At 49.0% G+C, this 16,777-nt stretch carries 14 protein-coding genes; 12 read left to right on the forward strand and 2 right to left on the reverse strand.

Annotation, left to right across the window (positions count from 1 at the left end; genetic code table 11):
• Nucleotides 1-351 precede the first annotated feature (351 nt).
• Nucleotides 352-1,545 (reverse strand): pyridoxal phosphate-dependent aminotransferase, encoded by a 1,194-nt coding sequence (locus PGL02S_RS09745; protein ID WP_036636926.1) that lies wholly within the window; start codon nt 1,543-1,545, stop codon nt 352-354.
• A gap of 251 nt (nt 1,546-1,796) precedes the next feature.
• Between PGL02S_RS09745 and PGL02S_RS09750 the strand changes: the two genes are divergently transcribed.
• Nucleotides 1,797-2,609, forward strand: a complete 813-nt coding sequence (locus tag PGL02S_RS09750; protein WP_036636928.1) for a carbon-nitrogen family hydrolase — start codon at nt 1,797-1,799, stop codon at nt 2,607-2,609.
• Nucleotides 2,610-2,702: 93 nt separating this feature from the next.
• Complete coding sequence (locus PGL02S_RS09755) at nt 2,703-2,888, forward strand: hypothetical protein (RefSeq protein WP_036636931.1); 186 nt, start codon at nt 2,703-2,705, stop codon at nt 2,886-2,888.
• A gap of 120 nt (nt 2,889-3,008) precedes the next feature.
• Here PGL02S_RS09755 and PGL02S_RS09760 read toward each other — a convergent pair whose 3' ends face one another.
• Nucleotides 3,009-3,941, reverse strand: a complete 933-nt coding sequence (locus PGL02S_RS09760; protein WP_036636934.1) for a LysR family transcriptional regulator — start codon at nt 3,939-3,941, stop codon at nt 3,009-3,011.
• 183 nt (nt 3,942-4,124) lie between these two features.
• On the opposite strand from PGL02S_RS09760, the gene leuC reads away from it, so the two are divergent.
• From leuC to PGL02S_RS09810, 10 genes are all read left to right on the forward strand, one after another.
• Nucleotides 4,125-5,549, forward strand: coding sequence for a 3-isopropylmalate dehydratase large subunit (gene leuC / locus PGL02S_RS09765; RefSeq protein ID WP_036637044.1), 1,425 nt, complete (start codon nt 4,125-4,127; stop codon nt 5,547-5,549).
• Between the two features lie 20 nt (nt 5,550-5,569).
• On the forward strand, nt 5,570-6,172 hold the full coding sequence (gene leuD / locus PGL02S_RS09770) for a 3-isopropylmalate dehydratase small subunit (protein WP_036636936.1): 603 nt from the start codon (nt 5,570-5,572) through the stop codon (nt 6,170-6,172).
• 242 nt (nt 6,173-6,414) lie between these two features.
• Nucleotides 6,415-7,854, forward strand: a complete 1,440-nt coding sequence (locus PGL02S_RS09775) for an N-acetylmuramoyl-L-alanine amidase family protein (protein WP_036636938.1) — start codon at nt 6,415-6,417, stop codon at nt 7,852-7,854.
• A 40-nt stretch (nt 7,855-7,894) separates the two neighbouring features.
• On the forward strand, nt 7,895-8,578 hold the full coding sequence (locus tag PGL02S_RS09780; protein ID WP_036636940.1) for a GerMN domain-containing protein: 684 nt from the start codon (nt 7,895-7,897) through the stop codon (nt 8,576-8,578).
• Nucleotides 8,579-8,779: 201 nt separating this feature from the next.
• On the forward strand, nt 8,780-10,165 hold the full coding sequence (locus tag PGL02S_RS09785; RefSeq protein WP_036636942.1) for an N-acetylmuramoyl-L-alanine amidase family protein: 1,386 nt from the start codon (nt 8,780-8,782) through the stop codon (nt 10,163-10,165).
• 40 nt (nt 10,166-10,205) lie between these two features.
• On the forward strand, nt 10,206-10,790 hold the full coding sequence (locus PGL02S_RS09790; protein ID WP_036636944.1) for a GerMN domain-containing protein: 585 nt from the start codon (nt 10,206-10,208) through the stop codon (nt 10,788-10,790).
• A gap of 78 nt (nt 10,791-10,868) precedes the next feature.
• Nucleotides 10,869-13,598, forward strand: coding sequence for an S-layer homology domain-containing protein (locus PGL02S_RS09795; RefSeq protein ID WP_036636946.1), 2,730 nt, complete (start codon nt 10,869-10,871; stop codon nt 13,596-13,598).
• A gap of 85 nt (nt 13,599-13,683) precedes the next feature.
• Nucleotides 13,684-14,370: an endonuclease III gene (gene nth, locus PGL02S_RS09800; RefSeq protein WP_006209563.1), complete on the forward strand. Its 687-nt coding sequence runs from the start codon at nt 13,684-13,686 to the stop codon at nt 14,368-14,370.
• Nucleotides 14,371-14,604: 234 nt separating this feature from the next.
• Nucleotides 14,605-14,886 carry a hypothetical protein gene (locus PGL02S_RS09805; RefSeq protein WP_006209564.1) on the forward strand — a complete coding sequence of 94 codons (282 nt, stop codon included), beginning with the start codon at nt 14,605-14,607 and terminating at the stop codon, nt 14,884-14,886.
• A 293-nt stretch (nt 14,887-15,179) separates the two neighbouring features.
• Nucleotides 15,180-16,777 (forward strand): dynamin family protein (locus PGL02S_RS09810; RefSeq protein WP_174806172.1); only part of this gene is annotated, 1,598 nt, incomplete at its 3' end.

Below are 16,777 nucleotides of genomic sequence, written 5' to 3' on the forward strand. Positions count from 1 at the left end.
TCCTTGTATTTATGATAGTGGCTGCAGCTGCTTGAATCCAATAATGGATAATAAAAAAACTTCCGTCCTGTATGAAAAAGGACGAAAGTTTAACTTCCGCGGTACCACCTTTGTTGATGAGCGCAGCTCATCCGGCTTTAGCCCTGTAACAGAAGGCACTGTCCTGGCAAGCCAGGCCGCTCGGGGGTAGGATTCGGAAAGGAGGTCACGGCAAATTCTTTCAGCCCATGGAATTTGCTCTCTTTATCGTACCGTATGCTTTCGTACTGGTCCCGTCTTCGCGTTTGAAACTGCATTCGATTGTTACTGCAAGAATAGCACATCGTTTTTGTTTTTTCAAAAGGAAATAGGCTAGCCAAAGAGGTTAAGCTTGCCAATGCGGTAAGCGGCTTCCCGCATTCTGTCTTCGGTGCTCAACAGGCCAACGCGGACATACCCCTCGCCATGGTCTCCAAAGCCGACGCCAGGCGCAACCGCTACCTTGGCTTCCTCCAGCAGCAAGTCGGCAAAGGCTACCGACGTGTAGCCTTTCGGAACGGGCAGCCAGCTGAAGAAGGAACCCGGCGGTTTCCGGGCTGCCCAGCCGATTTCCGCCAGGGCGCCATAGAAGGCGTCCCGTCTTGATTCGTAACGGGCTACAAGCTCCTCGACGCAGTTTTGCGATGAGGTAAGGGCTGTAGCCGCTGCTGCCTGGATGCCGCCAAACAGGCTGACATAGATATGATCCTGCATCTGGTTGATCAGTGAAATAATCTTTTTGTTCCCCAGGGCAAAGCCGACTCGCCAGCCGGCCATGTTGTAGGTTTTGGAGAGCGTGTAGAATTCTACGCCAACTTCTTTGGCGCCTTCTGCCTGCAAAAAGCTGACCGGACGCTTGCCATCAAATCCAATGGCGCCATAGGCAAAATCACTGGCCACCGCAATGCCGTGTTCTGCGGCAAAAGCCACCGTATCCTCGTAGAACGATAATGGTGCGACCGCGGATGTTGGATTATTGGGATAATTCAAAAACATGAGTTTCGCCTTTTCCCTGTCTGCAGGTGTTATTGCATTATAATCAGGCAGAAACTGATGGTCTTCGGTTAACGGCATGAATGTCATATGAGCCCGGGCCAGTGCCACGCCCGACCAGTAATCCGGGTAACCGGGGTCCGGGACAAGGCAGACATCGCCCGGATTAAGCAGGATTTGCGGCAGCTGCACGAGCCCGGTTTTTCCTCCAAACAGAATCGCTACCTCCGTTTCCGGATCCAGGTCCACGTTATAGTCCTCCTTGTACCGGTGCGCAATGGCTTCCTTCAGGAAGGAGAAGCCGGTAAAAGGTGAATATTTGTGGAACTGTGGGTTGTCCGACGCTTCCTTAAGACTGGATACGATATGAGGCGGTGTGGGTTGATCGGGATTCCCTTGGCCGAGATTAATCACATCGTGTCCTAACGCGACCTGGCGGTTTACCTTGGAGACCAAGGAGGCGAAAAATTGCGTAGGCAGCTGGGACATGATCTCAGCCGGCTCTATATGGAAATCTTTTAATTTTTTGTTCATCGCAGGTTCATCACTCCGTTATCTATTTACGCTCGAATCGATTGGGGTCTTGAAAACAATTAGGATTAATTTAACACGATTTATCAGGGGTGTATAGAGGGAAATGGGGCTCGGGTGTTGCAGTTGTTGGGCTGAGGAGGCTATGATGAGGACATACAGCATCGGATGAGTCAATAAACGAAGCAAGATCCATGTTGAAAAACAAGATCTGGCTTCCGACCGGATTCATTCCGATAACAGGAGGTTGCAAGATGACGGAAACAGCCAAGGCTCAGTTACATATTGCGCTTATACAAGCGGATATTGAGATAGGCAACGTAAATGCCAATATGAATAACATGCTGGAATTGATGGAGAAGGCCGCGTCCGCCAATACGAAGCCGGATGTGATCGTGCTGCCGGAGATGTGGAACACAGGGTACGCGCTCGACCGGATTCAAGAGTTGGCCGATCCCACAGGACAAGAAACTTCATCCATGCTGAGCGATTTCGCGCGGAGGCACCGGATTCAAGTGGTTGGCGGATCTGTAGCTGAAAGAGTGGACAATGAAATCTATAACAGCATGTATGTGTTCAATCGGAACGGGGAGCAAGTCGCTAAATATTCCAAAATCCATCTGTTTCGCCTGATGGACGAAGAGAAGCATTTACAAGCAGGCCAGCATACCGTAGCCTTTGATCTGGACGGAATCAAGGCAGGCGCGTCTATATGTTACGATATCCGGTTTCCGGAATTATCACGCACTCTTGCCCTAGGCGGCGCTCAAGTGCTGTTTGTGCCTGCGGAGTGGCCTCATCCGCGCCTGCATCACTGGAGAACCCTACTTATGGCAAGAGCGATCGAGAATCAAATGTACGTGGTTGCCTGCAATCGTGTAGGAACCAGCGGCGATACGGACTTCTTCGGACACTCCATGATAATCGATCCCTGGGGCGAGGTCATTGCGGAAGGGGATGAGCAGGAAACCATTCTGACAGGTACGCTTGATCGTAATCTCCCGGATGAAGTGAGAGGGCGGATACCGGTGTTTGAGGATCGTCGTCCGAATTTGTACTTTCAATAGCCTGCTCTATGATCTCTCCTCTAAAAATGTAAGTTTCATCTGTGCAGAGGCGGGTATACTATGGGTAATCCGTCTGAGAGGAGGCTTGGAATCATGGCAGAGAACAACCCATTCGACAGCCGAAACAATGAGCAGGAAGAAGAACAGAAAGAGCAGTTCCGCAGCTTTGTTGAAAACGTAGCCGGTGGAAGCAATGGAAAAAACGAATCGATTCAGGATCAGTCTCGCACCGCAGATGAACAGAATCGAATGATTGACAAGCATAACCTGCGCAAGTAGACGATTACACATGATGGGACTTCCGGTCTTTCATTGATTGTAAAAAAAGAGGCTCTGCCTGGTCATGGGGTCAGTCCCGTCCCCATTGACCACGTACAGAGCCTCTTTTTTGTTACGGCATCATTTATCCTGAACGCTTGTAACCACAAGGTTGTCCATGACCTGCTTGAAGGTGTCGATAAACGCATCCGCCGCTTTGGACAAATAGCGGCCGTGGCGATAGGCCACAACCAGTGTGCGGCTCGGAACCGGCTCGGCGAGCGGTAGGTATACAGGAATAAACTCGCTTCGTTTTGCCCGGGCGATAAATCGAGGCACCAGCGTTACTCCCATTCCGGTAGCAACAAGAGATTGGAGAGTCTCGATGTTGCTGCTCTCAAACACGATATTCGGCTCAAAACCGGCTTCCCGGCATAGATCCAGGGTAAGCTTTCGGAAGCCCTGGCCTTTCTTGAGCACGACGAAGGCTTCGTTGCGGATTTCATCCATCGTGATCGGCCTGACAGGATCAGAGGCTGCCCGCTGGGCAAGCGGGTGCTGCGGAGGCACGGCCAAATCGATCATTTCCTCACCGATGGGAACCCAGGACAGCGACGGTTCGGAGAGCGGAAGCGCAAGCAGGCTGAGGTCGGCTTTGCCGCTGGCGGTAAGCTTCTCCAGATTCATGGAGGAATCCTCCAGGAGGGTGATTTCAATATCGGGGTAGCCCTGTTTAAATGCAGGCAGGACCCTTGGCAGCAGATGAGAACCTGTAATCGGCATGCTGCCAACGACGACTTTGCCTTTGCGGAGCTGGGAAATGTCCGACATTTCCTGTTTCAGCTGCTCGACGGCATCCATAATCTTCTGGGCATGCTCAACGAAGCTGGCACCGGCATGGGTAAGCTCAACGTTGCTCGTATTGCGCTGGAACAGCAGAACGCCGAGCTCCTTCTCCAGCTTGGAGAGCTGCTGGCTAAGTGAAGGCTGCGCGATATGAAGTTTCTCGGCTGCGCGCGAGAAGTTTTTATCGGCTGCGATTTGCAGCGTATATTGCAGTTGTCTAAGTTCCATAAATATATCACTCCGTTATAGCTGAATCCTATTACATCTATAGATATTATATCTTGGATCAATGAAGAAGGAAATGTTATATTACTATACAACGTAAAGATGATGCGTTGCAGGTCTTCCTTTTTAAGAAGAATGCAAGTATTGATCTTCCATATGAACGTAATGAACAATGGGGTGATAATGATGAGTAAAAAGACAATGTTCGAAAAGATTTGGGATAACCACGTTATTCATCAGGAAGAAGGCAAGCCGGGTATTTTGTACATCGACCTGCATTTGGTGCATGAGGTGACTTCGCCGCAAGCATTTGAAGGTCTGCGTCTAAGCGGCCGCAAGGTTCGACGTCCTGAATTGACGTTTGCGACGATGGACCACAACGTTCCAACTAAGGATCGCTTCAACATTACGGATCCGATCTCGAAGCAGCAAATCGATACCCTGACCAAGAACTGTCAGGATTTCAGCGTTACCTTGTACGATCTGGATACGATTGATCAAGGCGTTGTGCACGTTATGGGCCCAGAGCTGGGACTGACTCATCCAGGTAAAACCATTGTATGCGGTGACAGCCATACCTCCACCCACGGTGCGTTTGGTGCGCTTGCGTTCGGTATCGGTACGAGCGAGGTTGAGCATGTCATGGCAACTCAATGCTTGCAGCAGGCAAAAGCAAAGACGATGGAAGTGCGTTTTGTCGGTCATCGCAATCCGGGCGTAACGGCGAAGGACATGATCCTCGGCGTTATCGCGAAGTACGGAACGGATTTTGCAACAGGCTATGTTATTGAGTATACAGGGGAAGCTATTCGCGAGTTGTCGATGGAAGAGCGCATGACCGTGTGCAACATGTCCATCGAGGGCGGAGCAAGAGCGGGCATGATCGCTCCGGACGAGACGACATTCGAATACTTGCGCGGACGTCAATATGTACCTCAAGGCGAAGCTTATGAAGCTGCGGTAGCGACATGGAAGGAACTTGTGACAGATGAAGGCGCCGAGTTTGATGTGGTTGTTGAATTCGATGTTGAAACGCTGATCCCTCAAGTAACCTGGGGAACGAGCCCCGGAATGGGTACTGACATTTCTTCGGCGGTTCCAAACCCGGCGGATTTCAAGACCGAGAATGAGCGCAAGGCTGCCGAGAAGGCTCTTGAGTACATGGACCTTGTTCCGGGGACGCCCATCTCAGAGATTCCGATTGATTACGTCTTTATCGGTTCTTGCACGAACGGACGCATTGAGGACTTGCGTGCTGCCGCATCTGTTGCAAAAGGCCATAAAGTCTCCAGCAATGTGACAGCTATCGTTGTACCAGGATCGGGCCGAGTGAAGATTCAGGCGGAAAAAGAAGGCCTCGATAAGATTTTTGTTGAAGCCGGATTTGAATGGCGTGAAGCAGGCTGCAGCATGTGTCTTGCGATGAACCCGGATGTTCTTAAGCCTGGACAACGCTGCGCCTCCACGTCCAACCGTAACTTCGAAGGACGTCAAGGTCGTGGCGGCAGAACGCATCTCGTATCGCCGGCAATGGCAGCAGCGGCTGCAGTTAAAGGACGCTTCGTGGATGTACGTGACTGGAACTTTGCAGCAGAAGAAGTTGTGAGCTAAGAAGGACGGAGGAGAAATATATGCAAGCATTTACGAAACTAAACGGTATTGTCGCACCCGTGGACCGGGTGAATGTAGATACAGACGCCATTATTCCTAAGCAGTTTTTGAAACGGATCGAACGAACAGGGTTTGGCCAGTATTTGTTTTACGAATGGCGTTTTGACGAGGCGGGAGGCAATATCGACAGCTTCTCGCTGAATCAGCCCCGTTATCAGGGATCCACCGTTCTAATCTCCCGCGCCAACTTTGGCTGCGGATCTTCCCGTGAACATGCACCTTGGGCCATCCTGGACTACGGTTTCCGTGTTGTCATCGCTCCATCGTTTGCGGATATTTTCTACAATAACTGCTTTAAGAACGGGATCCTGCCGATCAAACTGTCGGAGGAGCAAGTCGAGGAATTGTTTCAGCGTACAGATGCCACGGAAGGCTATAAACTGAACGTAGATCTGGAGAGCAAAACGATTACCGATGAACAAGGACTTCATATTGACTTTGATCTTGACGAGCATCGCCGCCAATTCCTGCTTCAGGGCTTGGATGACATCGGTTTGACGCTGCAGCATGAGAGTGCAATTGAAGCCTATGAGAAGAAGCATGGGGACCGTCTGTTCGCTTAATCTAGCTAATGACTCTACAAAAGGTTACAAGATTATTAAACTTCCATTTCCTGTGTAGGAAATGGAAGTTTTTTTTGGTATTATGGAATTAATATGCAGCGGTTATGATGGGAACCAACGTTTTATGTCAGTATTTGTCCGGCTGGACCTGAGCCGGAATGCTGATTTACATACTTTTAGCATTTCTCTTTTTTGCTTCATTTGCTTTTCAAATTCAATCATGGGATGATCGAGGTGGATTCATGAAGAAGTTAGGGTTTGTAATGGTGTTAATAGTCTTCTTGCTGGCGTTTCCAAGGACTGGTGAAGCCAGTTCTTCAAGTGCAACTATTTTTCTTGATGGGCAACAATTGAATTTGTCTTCGGGCGTCCAAGTAGCCAATATGAAGGGCAATGTGATGATTCCGATACGCGTAGTGTCAGAGAATCTCGGCTTCAAGGTGGGATGGGAGAAAGCCAGTCAAACCGTAACAGTTGAGAATAGCCAGAAGACGGTTCGTATGGTGGTAGGCAGCCCGCAAGCAGAGCTGAACGGCGCACCGGTAGATTTGAATTTGGCACCCGTACTGAATGGGCAGACCACACTTGTGCCGCTTCGGTTTGTAAGTGAGCAGATGGGTCTTGATGTGAAATGGGACAACCAGACCAAAGCGGTATTCCTGTCTAGTTCCATTCCGCCGGTCTCCGAAGTGGAGATTGATCCTGGCTACGAGAACAATACAGGAAACGAGACGCCACCACCTGTTGAATCGAGTAACCAGCCAGCGATGACGGGGCTTAGCTTTAGCGACAACCGATTAATGATTGCTACAGAGGGTGGTGCCATAGCACCGAATGTGTTCAGTGTAACCGGACCAGATCGGATTGTTATCGATCTTCCGAACACGGTATTCTCTGCTTCATTTTTGGCAGGACATACCGTGAACGTCCAAAGCGGCGGCAATATGGCCGTCACAGACTCCCCTGACGTGACCAACATACGATATGCACTCTTCAGCGATAATCCTTCAACCGTGCGCATCGTTCTGGATCTGACAGGACCTAAAAACTATGCGGTAACCAATGAATCGGGCATCATCATGGTTGATCTGAACGCTGAGGGGGATATCCTGGTACCGCCTGTGCCTCCTGTCAACAGTAACGGCAAGAAGATTGTTGTTATTGATGCCGGCCATGGTGGAATCAAGCCTGGATCGATCAGCCCTTCAGGAAGGACGGAAAAAGCATTTAATCTGGACGTTTCCCTCAAGGTCGAAGCATTGCTGAAAAAGGAGAAAAATATCCATGTGGTGATGACTCGCAGCGATGACTCACACCTTGAGCTTAGTGATCGTGTTAAAATTGCTAATAATTTGAAAGCTGATATATTTGTATCCATTCACGGAAACAGCAACCCGTCCAGCAGTCCAAATGGTACTGAGACGTATTATACGAGAGATTCAAGCAAATCTTTGGCGAATGTGATCCATAAACATCTGGCAAAAGCGACGGGTCTTAAAGATCGAGGAGTTAAATACAGCAGTCTTCATGTTACAAGAGAAACAACAATGCCGGCTGTCCTGCTTGAGGTTGGATTCTTAAGCAACAAGGGTGACGAAGCCCAGTTGTTTAATGACGATTTTCAAAATCGTGTTGCACAAGGCATTGTAGCGGGTATTAAAGAATATCTTAAAGTACAATAACTTGTACAGGATTTGATGAACTTAGAGGGGGACAAAAACGATGAACAAAAAATATTGGATGACAGGATTGCTGGCGCTTCTGCTTGCGTTTAGCGCCGGATGTGGACAAAAGCCGGCTGCAGCCCCCGCCGACACGAGTCCGGAGTCTTCATCAGGACAAGCGCAAACGCCTCAGGAGGATCCTGATCATGCGGCAACTGGTGATCTTAACGAAGCAGCGCAAACCGTAAACGCAAGCAAGGGGACAACTAATTCGCCGCAGAATACGGCTGGTGAAGGTACTGGCACCCCAGCCGATACGAAGGACGTGAATGCGACGGAGACTCAAGCCAAGAAGGCCAATATTAAACTCTATTATACGGATCCGGAAATCATCGATTTGAAAGAAGCCAGCAAAGAGATTACGTATTCGAATGAAGAGGATAAGTATACAAAAGCCTTTGAAGGACTTCAAAAGAGCAGCGATGCGGAACTGAATCCGTTGTGGTCAGAGCAGATCACTCTGAATTCACTCAAGTTTGACAAGGGGGCGTTGACGCTGGACATTACCAAGCCGGCCGAGGCTAACCTCGGAGCGGGGGGAGAAATGTTTGCGCTTGATGCCTTACGGAAAACCTTCTTTCAGTTCGATGAAGTGAAATCCCTTGAACTTCTGGTTGATGGCAATCAGACGGAAAGTTTGATGGGGCATGTAGAGCTTGAACATCCGATGACTCGAAACTAGTTACAAAGAACTAACGATGAGTTTCATATGAAGGTCCAAACACCTATTTCGATTTTTGAAATAGGTGTTTTTATGGTAAAAAGGGAACAATTTCGCAACTTTCATTCAGACTCGGCGTCTATAGGTTGTCAGGTAATGTCGGACAGGCCGAGTGCAGAAACGCCAATCTATGGCAAAATAATAGGATGGTAGGGGTGAAGGATGAAGAAGTTCGGTTTTTTAATGTTTCTGGTTGTCATCATGATTGCGTTTCCTAAAATGGCGGATGCGAGTTCGTACAGCGCAAAAATTTACCTGGATGGTCAACAAATCAATCTGTCATCTGGCGTGAAGGTGGAGAACAACAACGGCACAGTCATGGTTCCGATCCGTGTCATTTCCGAAAATCTCGGATATAACGTGAATTGGAACAAGGCAGGTCAGACGGTAACTGTCCAAGACGGCTCACAAAAAGTAATGATGGTAATTGGGAGCCAGTATGCTGACATTAACGGCCAGCGTGTACAAATGGCCAAAGCACCCGTTCTGCGCGGTGGAACAACACTGGTTCCGATCCGTTTCATAAGTGAGCAGATGGGACTTGAGGTTAGATGGGACAATGCCCAGAAGGCGGTCTACCTTACTTCATCCAACGGCGGGAGTAATCCTGGTGAACAACCTGGAGGAAACACGTCGACGGTGGATGGCCTCAGCTTTAGTGAGAACAGGCTGATGGTTGCCGTTACAGGGAATGCCAAGCCGAATGTATCTAAATTGAGCAATCCGGATCGTATCGTCATTGATATGGAGAATACGAATTTCTCGGATACATTCAGCAGCAACGCCAGTTTTAATGATGCAACAAAGAGCGGTCAATTGACGGTTTCGGGATACCCGGATGTGAAAATGGTCCGCTACTCCTTGTATAACAGCAATCCGATGACTGTGCGCATCGTTATTGATCTGAACTCCGCCAAAAATTACACCGTATCAGGCCCAGAGAACGGATCAGGCCTGTTCATTGTCGATCTGAACACAACTACGAACCCTACACCGGATCCGGGTACGGGCGGCAAGAAACTCGTGGTTATCGATGCGGGTCATGGAGACCACGATCCGGGTGCAATCGGTGTAACCAAGAAGAAGGAAAAAGATTTCAATCTTGCGGTGGCGTTAAAGGTTGAGAAGTTGTTGGCCAAAGAAAAAAATATCCAAGTTGTCATGACTCGCAGTAACGATACTTTCCTCGAGCTGAAGGATCGCGCGAAGATTGCGAACGATCTGAAGGCAGATGTTTTCATATCGATACATGCTAATAGTGGCCCTTCCACTGCAAGCGGAACCGAAACGTATTATTACAATGAATCTGACAAAGCGCTGGCGAATGCGCTCCACAAAGAGATCGTTCAAGCCATGGGCTTAAAAGACCGTGGCGTGAAATATGGCAATTTTCATGTCATTCGTGAAACGAAAATGCCGGGTGCTCTGTTGGAGGTAGGATTCCTGAGCAACAAAACCGATGAGAGCAAGCTGTTTGATCCCGCGACGCAGGATCGCGTAGCTGCGGCTATTGTCAGAGGCATTAAAAATTATTTGAAGGTTGATTAACGATACGATAGTTATCGTGATTTGCAGGAGGTGGCTACTTTTGAATAAAAAAATATGGTCAGTTGGATTATTGGCAGCCGTCATGCTGGTTGGAGCAGGCTGTGGAGAGAAACCGGGCGCAGCACCGGACGATACACCCGGGCAAGTTACGCCTGCACCTGATGATCAAACAGGACAAGGGAACGGCGGAGTTTCCAATGGATCGGGTGGCGGTAATGAAACGACCACACCGGATGCGAAAACAGAGAGCATCAAAGCCTACTATACCGACCCTGAATTGATGGAGTTGGTTGAAGGCACCGCGGATATTTCATATAAAGAAGCCAATGAAAAATACGAAGCGGCATACAAGGCTCTCCAAAAAAGTGATAACGCCGAAATGATTCCCTTGTGGGAGAAAATCGAGCTGAATTCGGTGAAGTTCGAAAACGGGTCTTTGACGATCGACGTTACGGTTCCTGATGAAGCCAACTTGGGAGCAGGAGGAGAGTCATTTGCTGTCGATGCGATCAAGAAAACCTTTTTCCAATTCGACGAAGTCAAATCACTTCAGCTCCTGGTAGATGGTCAGCAGGCCGAATCGTTGATGGGGCATGTCGATTTGGAAAATCCTATGACTCGGTAATGATGGTTGAAGGAGATCACGTTCTGCTGTCGAATATTAGTATATGATGAAGCAGTAGTTATTGAGAGGGGAAAGAAAATGGTACTTAGACACAGCAAACATGTTCATTCCAAAAAAGTGGTCTCCGCCGTCATGGCCGGACTTATAGCATTCGGAGGCGGGGCTTCGATCGTCTCGGCAGATGAAGAAACGGCAAACGCACCAACAGCAAATGCAGCCCAATCGGCCATTAATGTATTCAGTGATGTTAGTGCCGGTTACTGGGGAGAGAAGTACATTTATCAATTGGCGGCACAAGGGATCGTAACCGGGAATAACGGAAAATTCCGTCCGAATGATCCTGTAACACAGCAGGAAGCTGTAACGATGGCGATACGGTTTTTAAACATGCAGAATCAATTAAGCAGCGGTGCTGCGACATTACCGACAAATATTAAAGTGAATGATTATTTTACGAAATATGTTGAACTGGCTTTTCAGCAAAACCTGCTCGACAAGCAAAAGGAATCCGGTTATACGGATCAGAAAGTCATTTGGGGCGCGCAGAAAGCATCCCGCGAATGGATAACCGAAGTGCTTGTCCGTTCCATTGGACGTACCACGGAGGCCAATGCAGCCAAAAATAAAGCGACAGGCTTTGCGGATAACGCCAAAATAACCCCGGACCGTCTGGGCTATGTTAATGTAGCGGTTGAGCTGGGGCTTGCCAAAGGGCTCGCCGGCAACAAGTTCGATCCGCAGGGGGCTGTGACTCGTGCCCAGCTTGCAACGTTCTTCAGCCGGGCACAAGCCTACATTACGACCAATTATGAGAATCAATACAAAGGCTCCATTGCTTCTCTTGAGAACGGTAAATTGGAGCTGTATGCGGATGGCAAGCTGAATTCGTTCAAGCTGGATGCTTCCACGGCATACTTTGCATCCGATTCCGAGAAGAGATTGCAATTCTCAGATATCAATCCGTATACACAAGCCGTGGTGGTTGTTAATAACGGTACGGCTGCCTATGTAGAAATTACGGACGCAACCCAACAGGTGGAGCGGTTCGACCGCACCTATGCAAGGTTGTCGCCCAACAACGTGATTTGGCTGGATACAGGCAGTACCTTTGAGGAGCTAAGCTACGAAACAACCACCGTATTCCTGGATCAGAACGGCAACAAAATTGATCCGAAAACATTGGCAGCAGGCAGCCTGCTTACCATTGAGCGTGAAACCTACAGTCCGCAGAAGAAAATCGTGGCTATTCGCGTGAAGAGCGGCCTGGTTAACAAGACTGGAGCTGGCGTAGTTCAGAACGTTGACACGGCAAACAAAAAAGTAACGCTCAAGGATAGCACCGGTTATGAGGATTCGTACACGTGGGATGATGCAACGGTGATTCGTTACCAGAATCAAATCCTGACGCCGGCTGAGCTGAAAACGGGTTTCACCGTGAACTTCACCGTGAAAAACAGCATCTTGCAATCGCTCGAGGTTACGCAAAGCGTCGATCGAACCGTGCAAGCGACATTGTATTCCGTTGAAGATAACGGAAAGACCATCACCTACAAGCGCAGCGGAAGCACACAGCTCGAAACGAAGTTCTTGGCGGAGAAGCCTGAGATCATTATGAGCGGCGTAGTAAAGCCGGTGTTGTCCGATTTGTTGGCTGATTCGGTATCCGGCGATCAAGTGACACTTACCATCAATGGTGAGGAGAGAATCACCAAGATCGAAGTGACCGGGCGTCAGATGGAGCAACTGGACGCGGTCACCATTGTAAACTATGATTCGAAGACGCATTGGCTGACGGTCAAGGATGCCAACAACCAGCCTAGAGTCATTATCCTGGATGACAAGACAAAGCTGGAATCTAGCAACGGAACGACGCTTGACAAAGTGGAGCCGCTGCTTGGCGCAGGGCGCAAAGTGAGTGTGACCTTGATTGGAACCCGCGCGCTGTCATTAGAAGTGGTTTACAAAGTTGAAGGCAAAATCAGCAGTATCAACACGTCCAAGAAAATCATTTCCATTCTGTCTGCGAATGGCAAAGTGGAAGAGATACCATATAACAGTGCTCTGATTGTGGATATCTTCGGAAAATCGAATGCGTCCCTGGCCGATGTACGTGTGGGTGACGAAGTGTCGGCCCAGTTGTCAACCAACCAGGACTACTTGCAGAGCTTAAAGCTCAAAACTTCGGCTCAATTTGAGGTTGTCTTTACGGAGCCTTCGAAGAACCGAATTCGTGTAAAATCGGGGGGCACTACAAGCGATATTTATACCGACAAGGCTACCTTGACGGGAGACAGTGGACAAGCGATCCTGCTTGCAGATCTGCGTCCCGGAACACTTGTTAATATCACACTTCAAGGTACAACGGCCGTTGCCGTTGCCGAAGTCAAATTGACCCTTGGTGAAGTTACGGGTATAGATACTTCCGGTAATATGCTGACAGTGAAGGATCATTCCGGCAACACTCAGACACTGGGTGTAAGCGGCGGTGTAAAAGTTGTTAAGAATGGTTCTACGGCAACGAATTTGAGCACGTTGGTCTCCGGCGATCGCGTAGAGATCCGCAAGGACATTCAAGGCGTCACCATCGTGAACGTCATGGAGAAACTTGAACGTGCATTCTGGCTGGCGAACAACTCGGAAATTCAAGTGAAGCGTAAATCGATTAACGATAATTTCCGGTATGCATTATCTGATAAAGTATTTGTTCATCAAGGTGACACTACTTTGTCCGTGCAATCCCTCAAGGAAAATGATAATATTGTACTGTACTTAAACAACGGTGTCGTTGTAGAGATCGTAAAACAGTAGATTATCTACTTGGGATTGCTCGAGAAACACCGTCTTGATGCGGGGATTTCCGCATCAAGATTTTTTTTTGCGGGAGGGAATTCATATGAATGCGGCAACGGTGCGGCATATTCTGGATACGATGGAGAGCATGTTCCCAGATGCACATTGCGAGCTGGTTCACAGCAATGCGTTTGAGCTGACCATCGCCGTGCTGCTATCCGCGCAGTGCACGGATGAAACGGTGAATAAAGTGACCAAGGATCTGTTTCAGAAATACAAAACACCTTTGGATTATGTATCTGTCCCGATTGAGGAACTTGAACAGGATATTAGACGGATCGGCTTGTATCGCAACAAGGCCAAACATATTCAGAATCTGTGCAGTATTCTGATCGAGCAGTATGGCGGTGAGGTACCGGAAGCTCATGATGAGCTGGTCAAATTACCGGGCGTAGGACGTAAAACAGCCAACGTCGTGGTCTCCAATGCTTTTGGTGTACCTGCTATTGCGGTTGATACGCATGTGGAAAGGGTATCCAAGCGTCTGGGACTGGCCGGCTGGAAAGATTCCGTGCTGGAAGTGGAGAAAAAGCTGATGAAGCGGGTGCCGCGTGAGGAATGGACGCTGACACATCATCGCATTATTTTTTTCGGAAGGTATCACTGTAAAGCCCAAAATCCGCAATGTCAGGTGTGCCCTCTGCTGGATGTTTGCCGCGAAGGAAAGAAGCGTATGAAAACCTCAGCAGTCAGGAAGAATAAGGAACAAACGAAAATCAGCAAGAAATAGACAAAAAAGAAGTTCAGCCGATTCGGTGTGATGAACGCCTTCGAACTGCCAGCGAAGCAGACGAGATCTTTAAGTTAGAATATCGCTCGCCTTTGTCTCCGGATTTCTATCTCAGCCCCAAAAGCGAATGGAAATCTGGAAATAACAGTGAACGGGATTGACTTCTTCGCAAATCGGGAGAGGACGGCAACCTGAATCAGCATGAGCCAAATTTAAAAGAGGATGGGATTACACATGAAATGCATCTCTGTTTACACCGACAATTTTGAATTGTTCTCGGATATTTTTGAACATGTGGTGGAGAGCCAAAGCCAACTGAGCGAAAACGAAGAACAAGAAGTTGAAGGTGTTACGTTCAGCCACTCCGGGGATGCTCCGGAGCATTATTTGGAGCGTATGTCGCAAAAGCCGGAAGTGGTTGTTATGCGCGATAAATCACGCGGTTTGACTATTCTTCAGCACGGGAATGTATTTGAAATTTTGATTCCGGCCGAAGAAAATACCGTTGTATCTTAAGAGCTTCCCATTTTAATGTTTTAAAATATTGGATATCCTGGCACTAGCATGGAACAAGAATGCAACTTCATGTTTCCTGTTTGCGTCAGTCGTAATGGTCTTTGGACAAATGGCAGGCAAGGAAGAGATATCTTCCTTGGCCTGCCATTTTGCATATACTTGGAAGTGTGATTTTGCAAGAATGGGCTCCGGATCAAAATGCAATGATTCCTTTACGAAGCAAGCGGTGATAAAATAAAATGATGTGAATCATTTGTGTCAGAGATTGAGAGATCAATGGACAGGAGCGAGAAATGACATTGAAGTTGATTGCTGAACATGAGATTGGATATAACGTTTCGGAACTGGCCCAGGTTCGTGACCGATTCCTGGAGTGGAATGATGAATCCTCCTTCACCTTGGCTGAGGATTTAATACGCAAGGGTACAGGCGGTGAGCTTACGCTTGCTTTTTGCGGACATTTTTCTGCAGGGAAGTCAAGCATGATTAATGCACTATGCGGCAAGAAGGTACTGCCGTCGGGTCCGGTACCGACAAGTGCGAACGTGGTCACGATCCGCAGCGGTGAACCGCGGGCGTTGATCCATCGATCTGCTGCGGATTCGGGTGAACCTCTAACAGTCACGATTGACGAACTGGCTGAATATTGCAAGGAAGGCAGGGAGTATTCCGCGATTGAAGTATGGGATAATGTGCCGCTGCTTGGCGAAGCTGGCGTGTTGATGGATACCCCGGGAGTGGACTCAACGGATGACGGACATCGGCTTGCCACGCATTCAGCCCTGCATATGGCGGATATCGTCTTCTATGTGATGGATTACAATCATGTGCAGTCTGAGAGTAATCTGATGTTTGCGAAGAGTTTGTCGGATTGGGGGAAGCCGCTTTACCTGATCGTGAATCAGATCGATAAGCATCGTGATGATGAGCTTACACTGGCTTCTTATCTGAATGACGTAAAAAAAGCCTTCGCTCAGTGGAAAATCACATATAAGGGGTTATTGTGCACATCTCTTAAAGTCCAGGATCATCCCTACAATCAATGGGAAACGCTGAAGTCTTTAATCGGTGAACTGATATCCCATAGGGAGCCCTTGTTACAATATAGTGTATCCTGCTCTATTCGGCATGCTGCCGATCAGCATGTGGAGGCCTATACGCGCAGTCATCAGGAGGAGAAGGAGCGGCTGCTTGAGGAGATGGGCGGCGAAAAAGCGGCTGCCGCGCTGAAGGCGCGCTTACAGGAGCTGGAGGATCAAAAGCTTGCCGAGGAGCTCCTTCCGGAAGTCGTTCGCAGCGAACTCCGCAAAGAAGCGGATACTCTTCTGGCGAATGCTAATCTGACGCCGGCGGATGTCCGCGATTTAAGTTTGTCCTTTTTGGAAAGCCGCAAGAGCGGCTTCAAGGTTGGTTTTCTGTTTTCAGGAGGGAAGACGGAGGAGGAGCGCCGCCGCCGTCTGGAGGCTTTCCATCATCGGTTGAAGGAACAGACAACTGCTCAGATTGACTGGCATTTGCGGACCTTGTTCCGTAAAAGCGTGGAGCAGCATACCGAATGGAGCGCGAATTGGGAGAGTTTGATGGATGCTGAACTCCCGACGGTTCAGGAAGATATGATTACACGCACGGTGAACCCGGAGGCAACGGTGTCCGGTGAATATGTGCTGAACTACAACCGGGAGCTGGCCGAGGAAATCAAGGCCAGCTATCGCCGAGCCGTACTGGCGCTTGCCGACCGGCTCATGGCGGTGTTGACGGACGCTTCCGCCGTCCGTCTGCTGGAGCTGGAGCGCCAGGGCGCGGAGCTCCTGGCGCAGTCTGCGGCTTCCGCCGGCTACGCGGCCCTGCAGCAGGAGGAAGCCGCCCGCGCGGCCGAGCTGGCGCAGCTGCT

The organism is Paenibacillus glucanolyticus NBRC 15330 (assembly GCF_004000885.1).
Lineage (GTDB): Bacteria > Bacillota > Bacilli > Paenibacillales > Paenibacillaceae > Paenibacillus_AQ > Paenibacillus_AQ glucanolyticus.

Bases quoted from the DNA above. Each gene is read 5' to 3' on its own strand.
- PGL02S_RS09745 (WP_036636926.1), bottom strand. From the start codon at position 1,545: ATGAACAAAAAATTAAAAGATTTCCATATAGAGCCGGCTGAGATCATG.
- PGL02S_RS09750 (WP_036636928.1), top strand. From the start codon at position 1,797: ATGACGGAAACAGCCAAGGCTCAGTTACATATTGCGCTTATACAAGCG.
- PGL02S_RS09755 (WP_036636931.1), top strand. From the start codon at position 2,703: ATGGCAGAGAACAACCCATTCGACAGCCGAAACAATGAGCAGGAAGAA.
- PGL02S_RS09760 (WP_036636934.1), bottom strand. From the start codon at position 3,941: ATGGAACTTAGACAACTGCAATATACGCTGCAAATCGCAGCCGATAAA.
- leuC (WP_036637044.1), top strand. From the start codon at position 4,125: ATGAGTAAAAAGACAATGTTCGAAAAGATTTGGGATAACCACGTTATT.
- leuD (WP_036636936.1), top strand. From the start codon at position 5,570: ATGCAAGCATTTACGAAACTAAACGGTATTGTCGCACCCGTGGACCGG.
- PGL02S_RS09775 (WP_036636938.1), top strand. From the start codon at position 6,415: ATGAAGAAGTTAGGGTTTGTAATGGTGTTAATAGTCTTCTTGCTGGCG.
- PGL02S_RS09780 (WP_036636940.1), top strand. From the start codon at position 7,895: ATGAACAAAAAATATTGGATGACAGGATTGCTGGCGCTTCTGCTTGCG.
- PGL02S_RS09785 (WP_036636942.1), top strand. From the start codon at position 8,780: ATGAAGAAGTTCGGTTTTTTAATGTTTCTGGTTGTCATCATGATTGCG.
- PGL02S_RS09795 (WP_036636946.1), top strand. From the start codon at position 10,869: ATGGTACTTAGACACAGCAAACATGTTCATTCCAAAAAAGTGGTCTCC.
- nth (WP_006209563.1), top strand. From the start codon at position 13,684: ATGAATGCGGCAACGGTGCGGCATATTCTGGATACGATGGAGAGCATG.
- PGL02S_RS09805 (WP_006209564.1), top strand. From the start codon at position 14,605: ATGAAATGCATCTCTGTTTACACCGACAATTTTGAATTGTTCTCGGAT.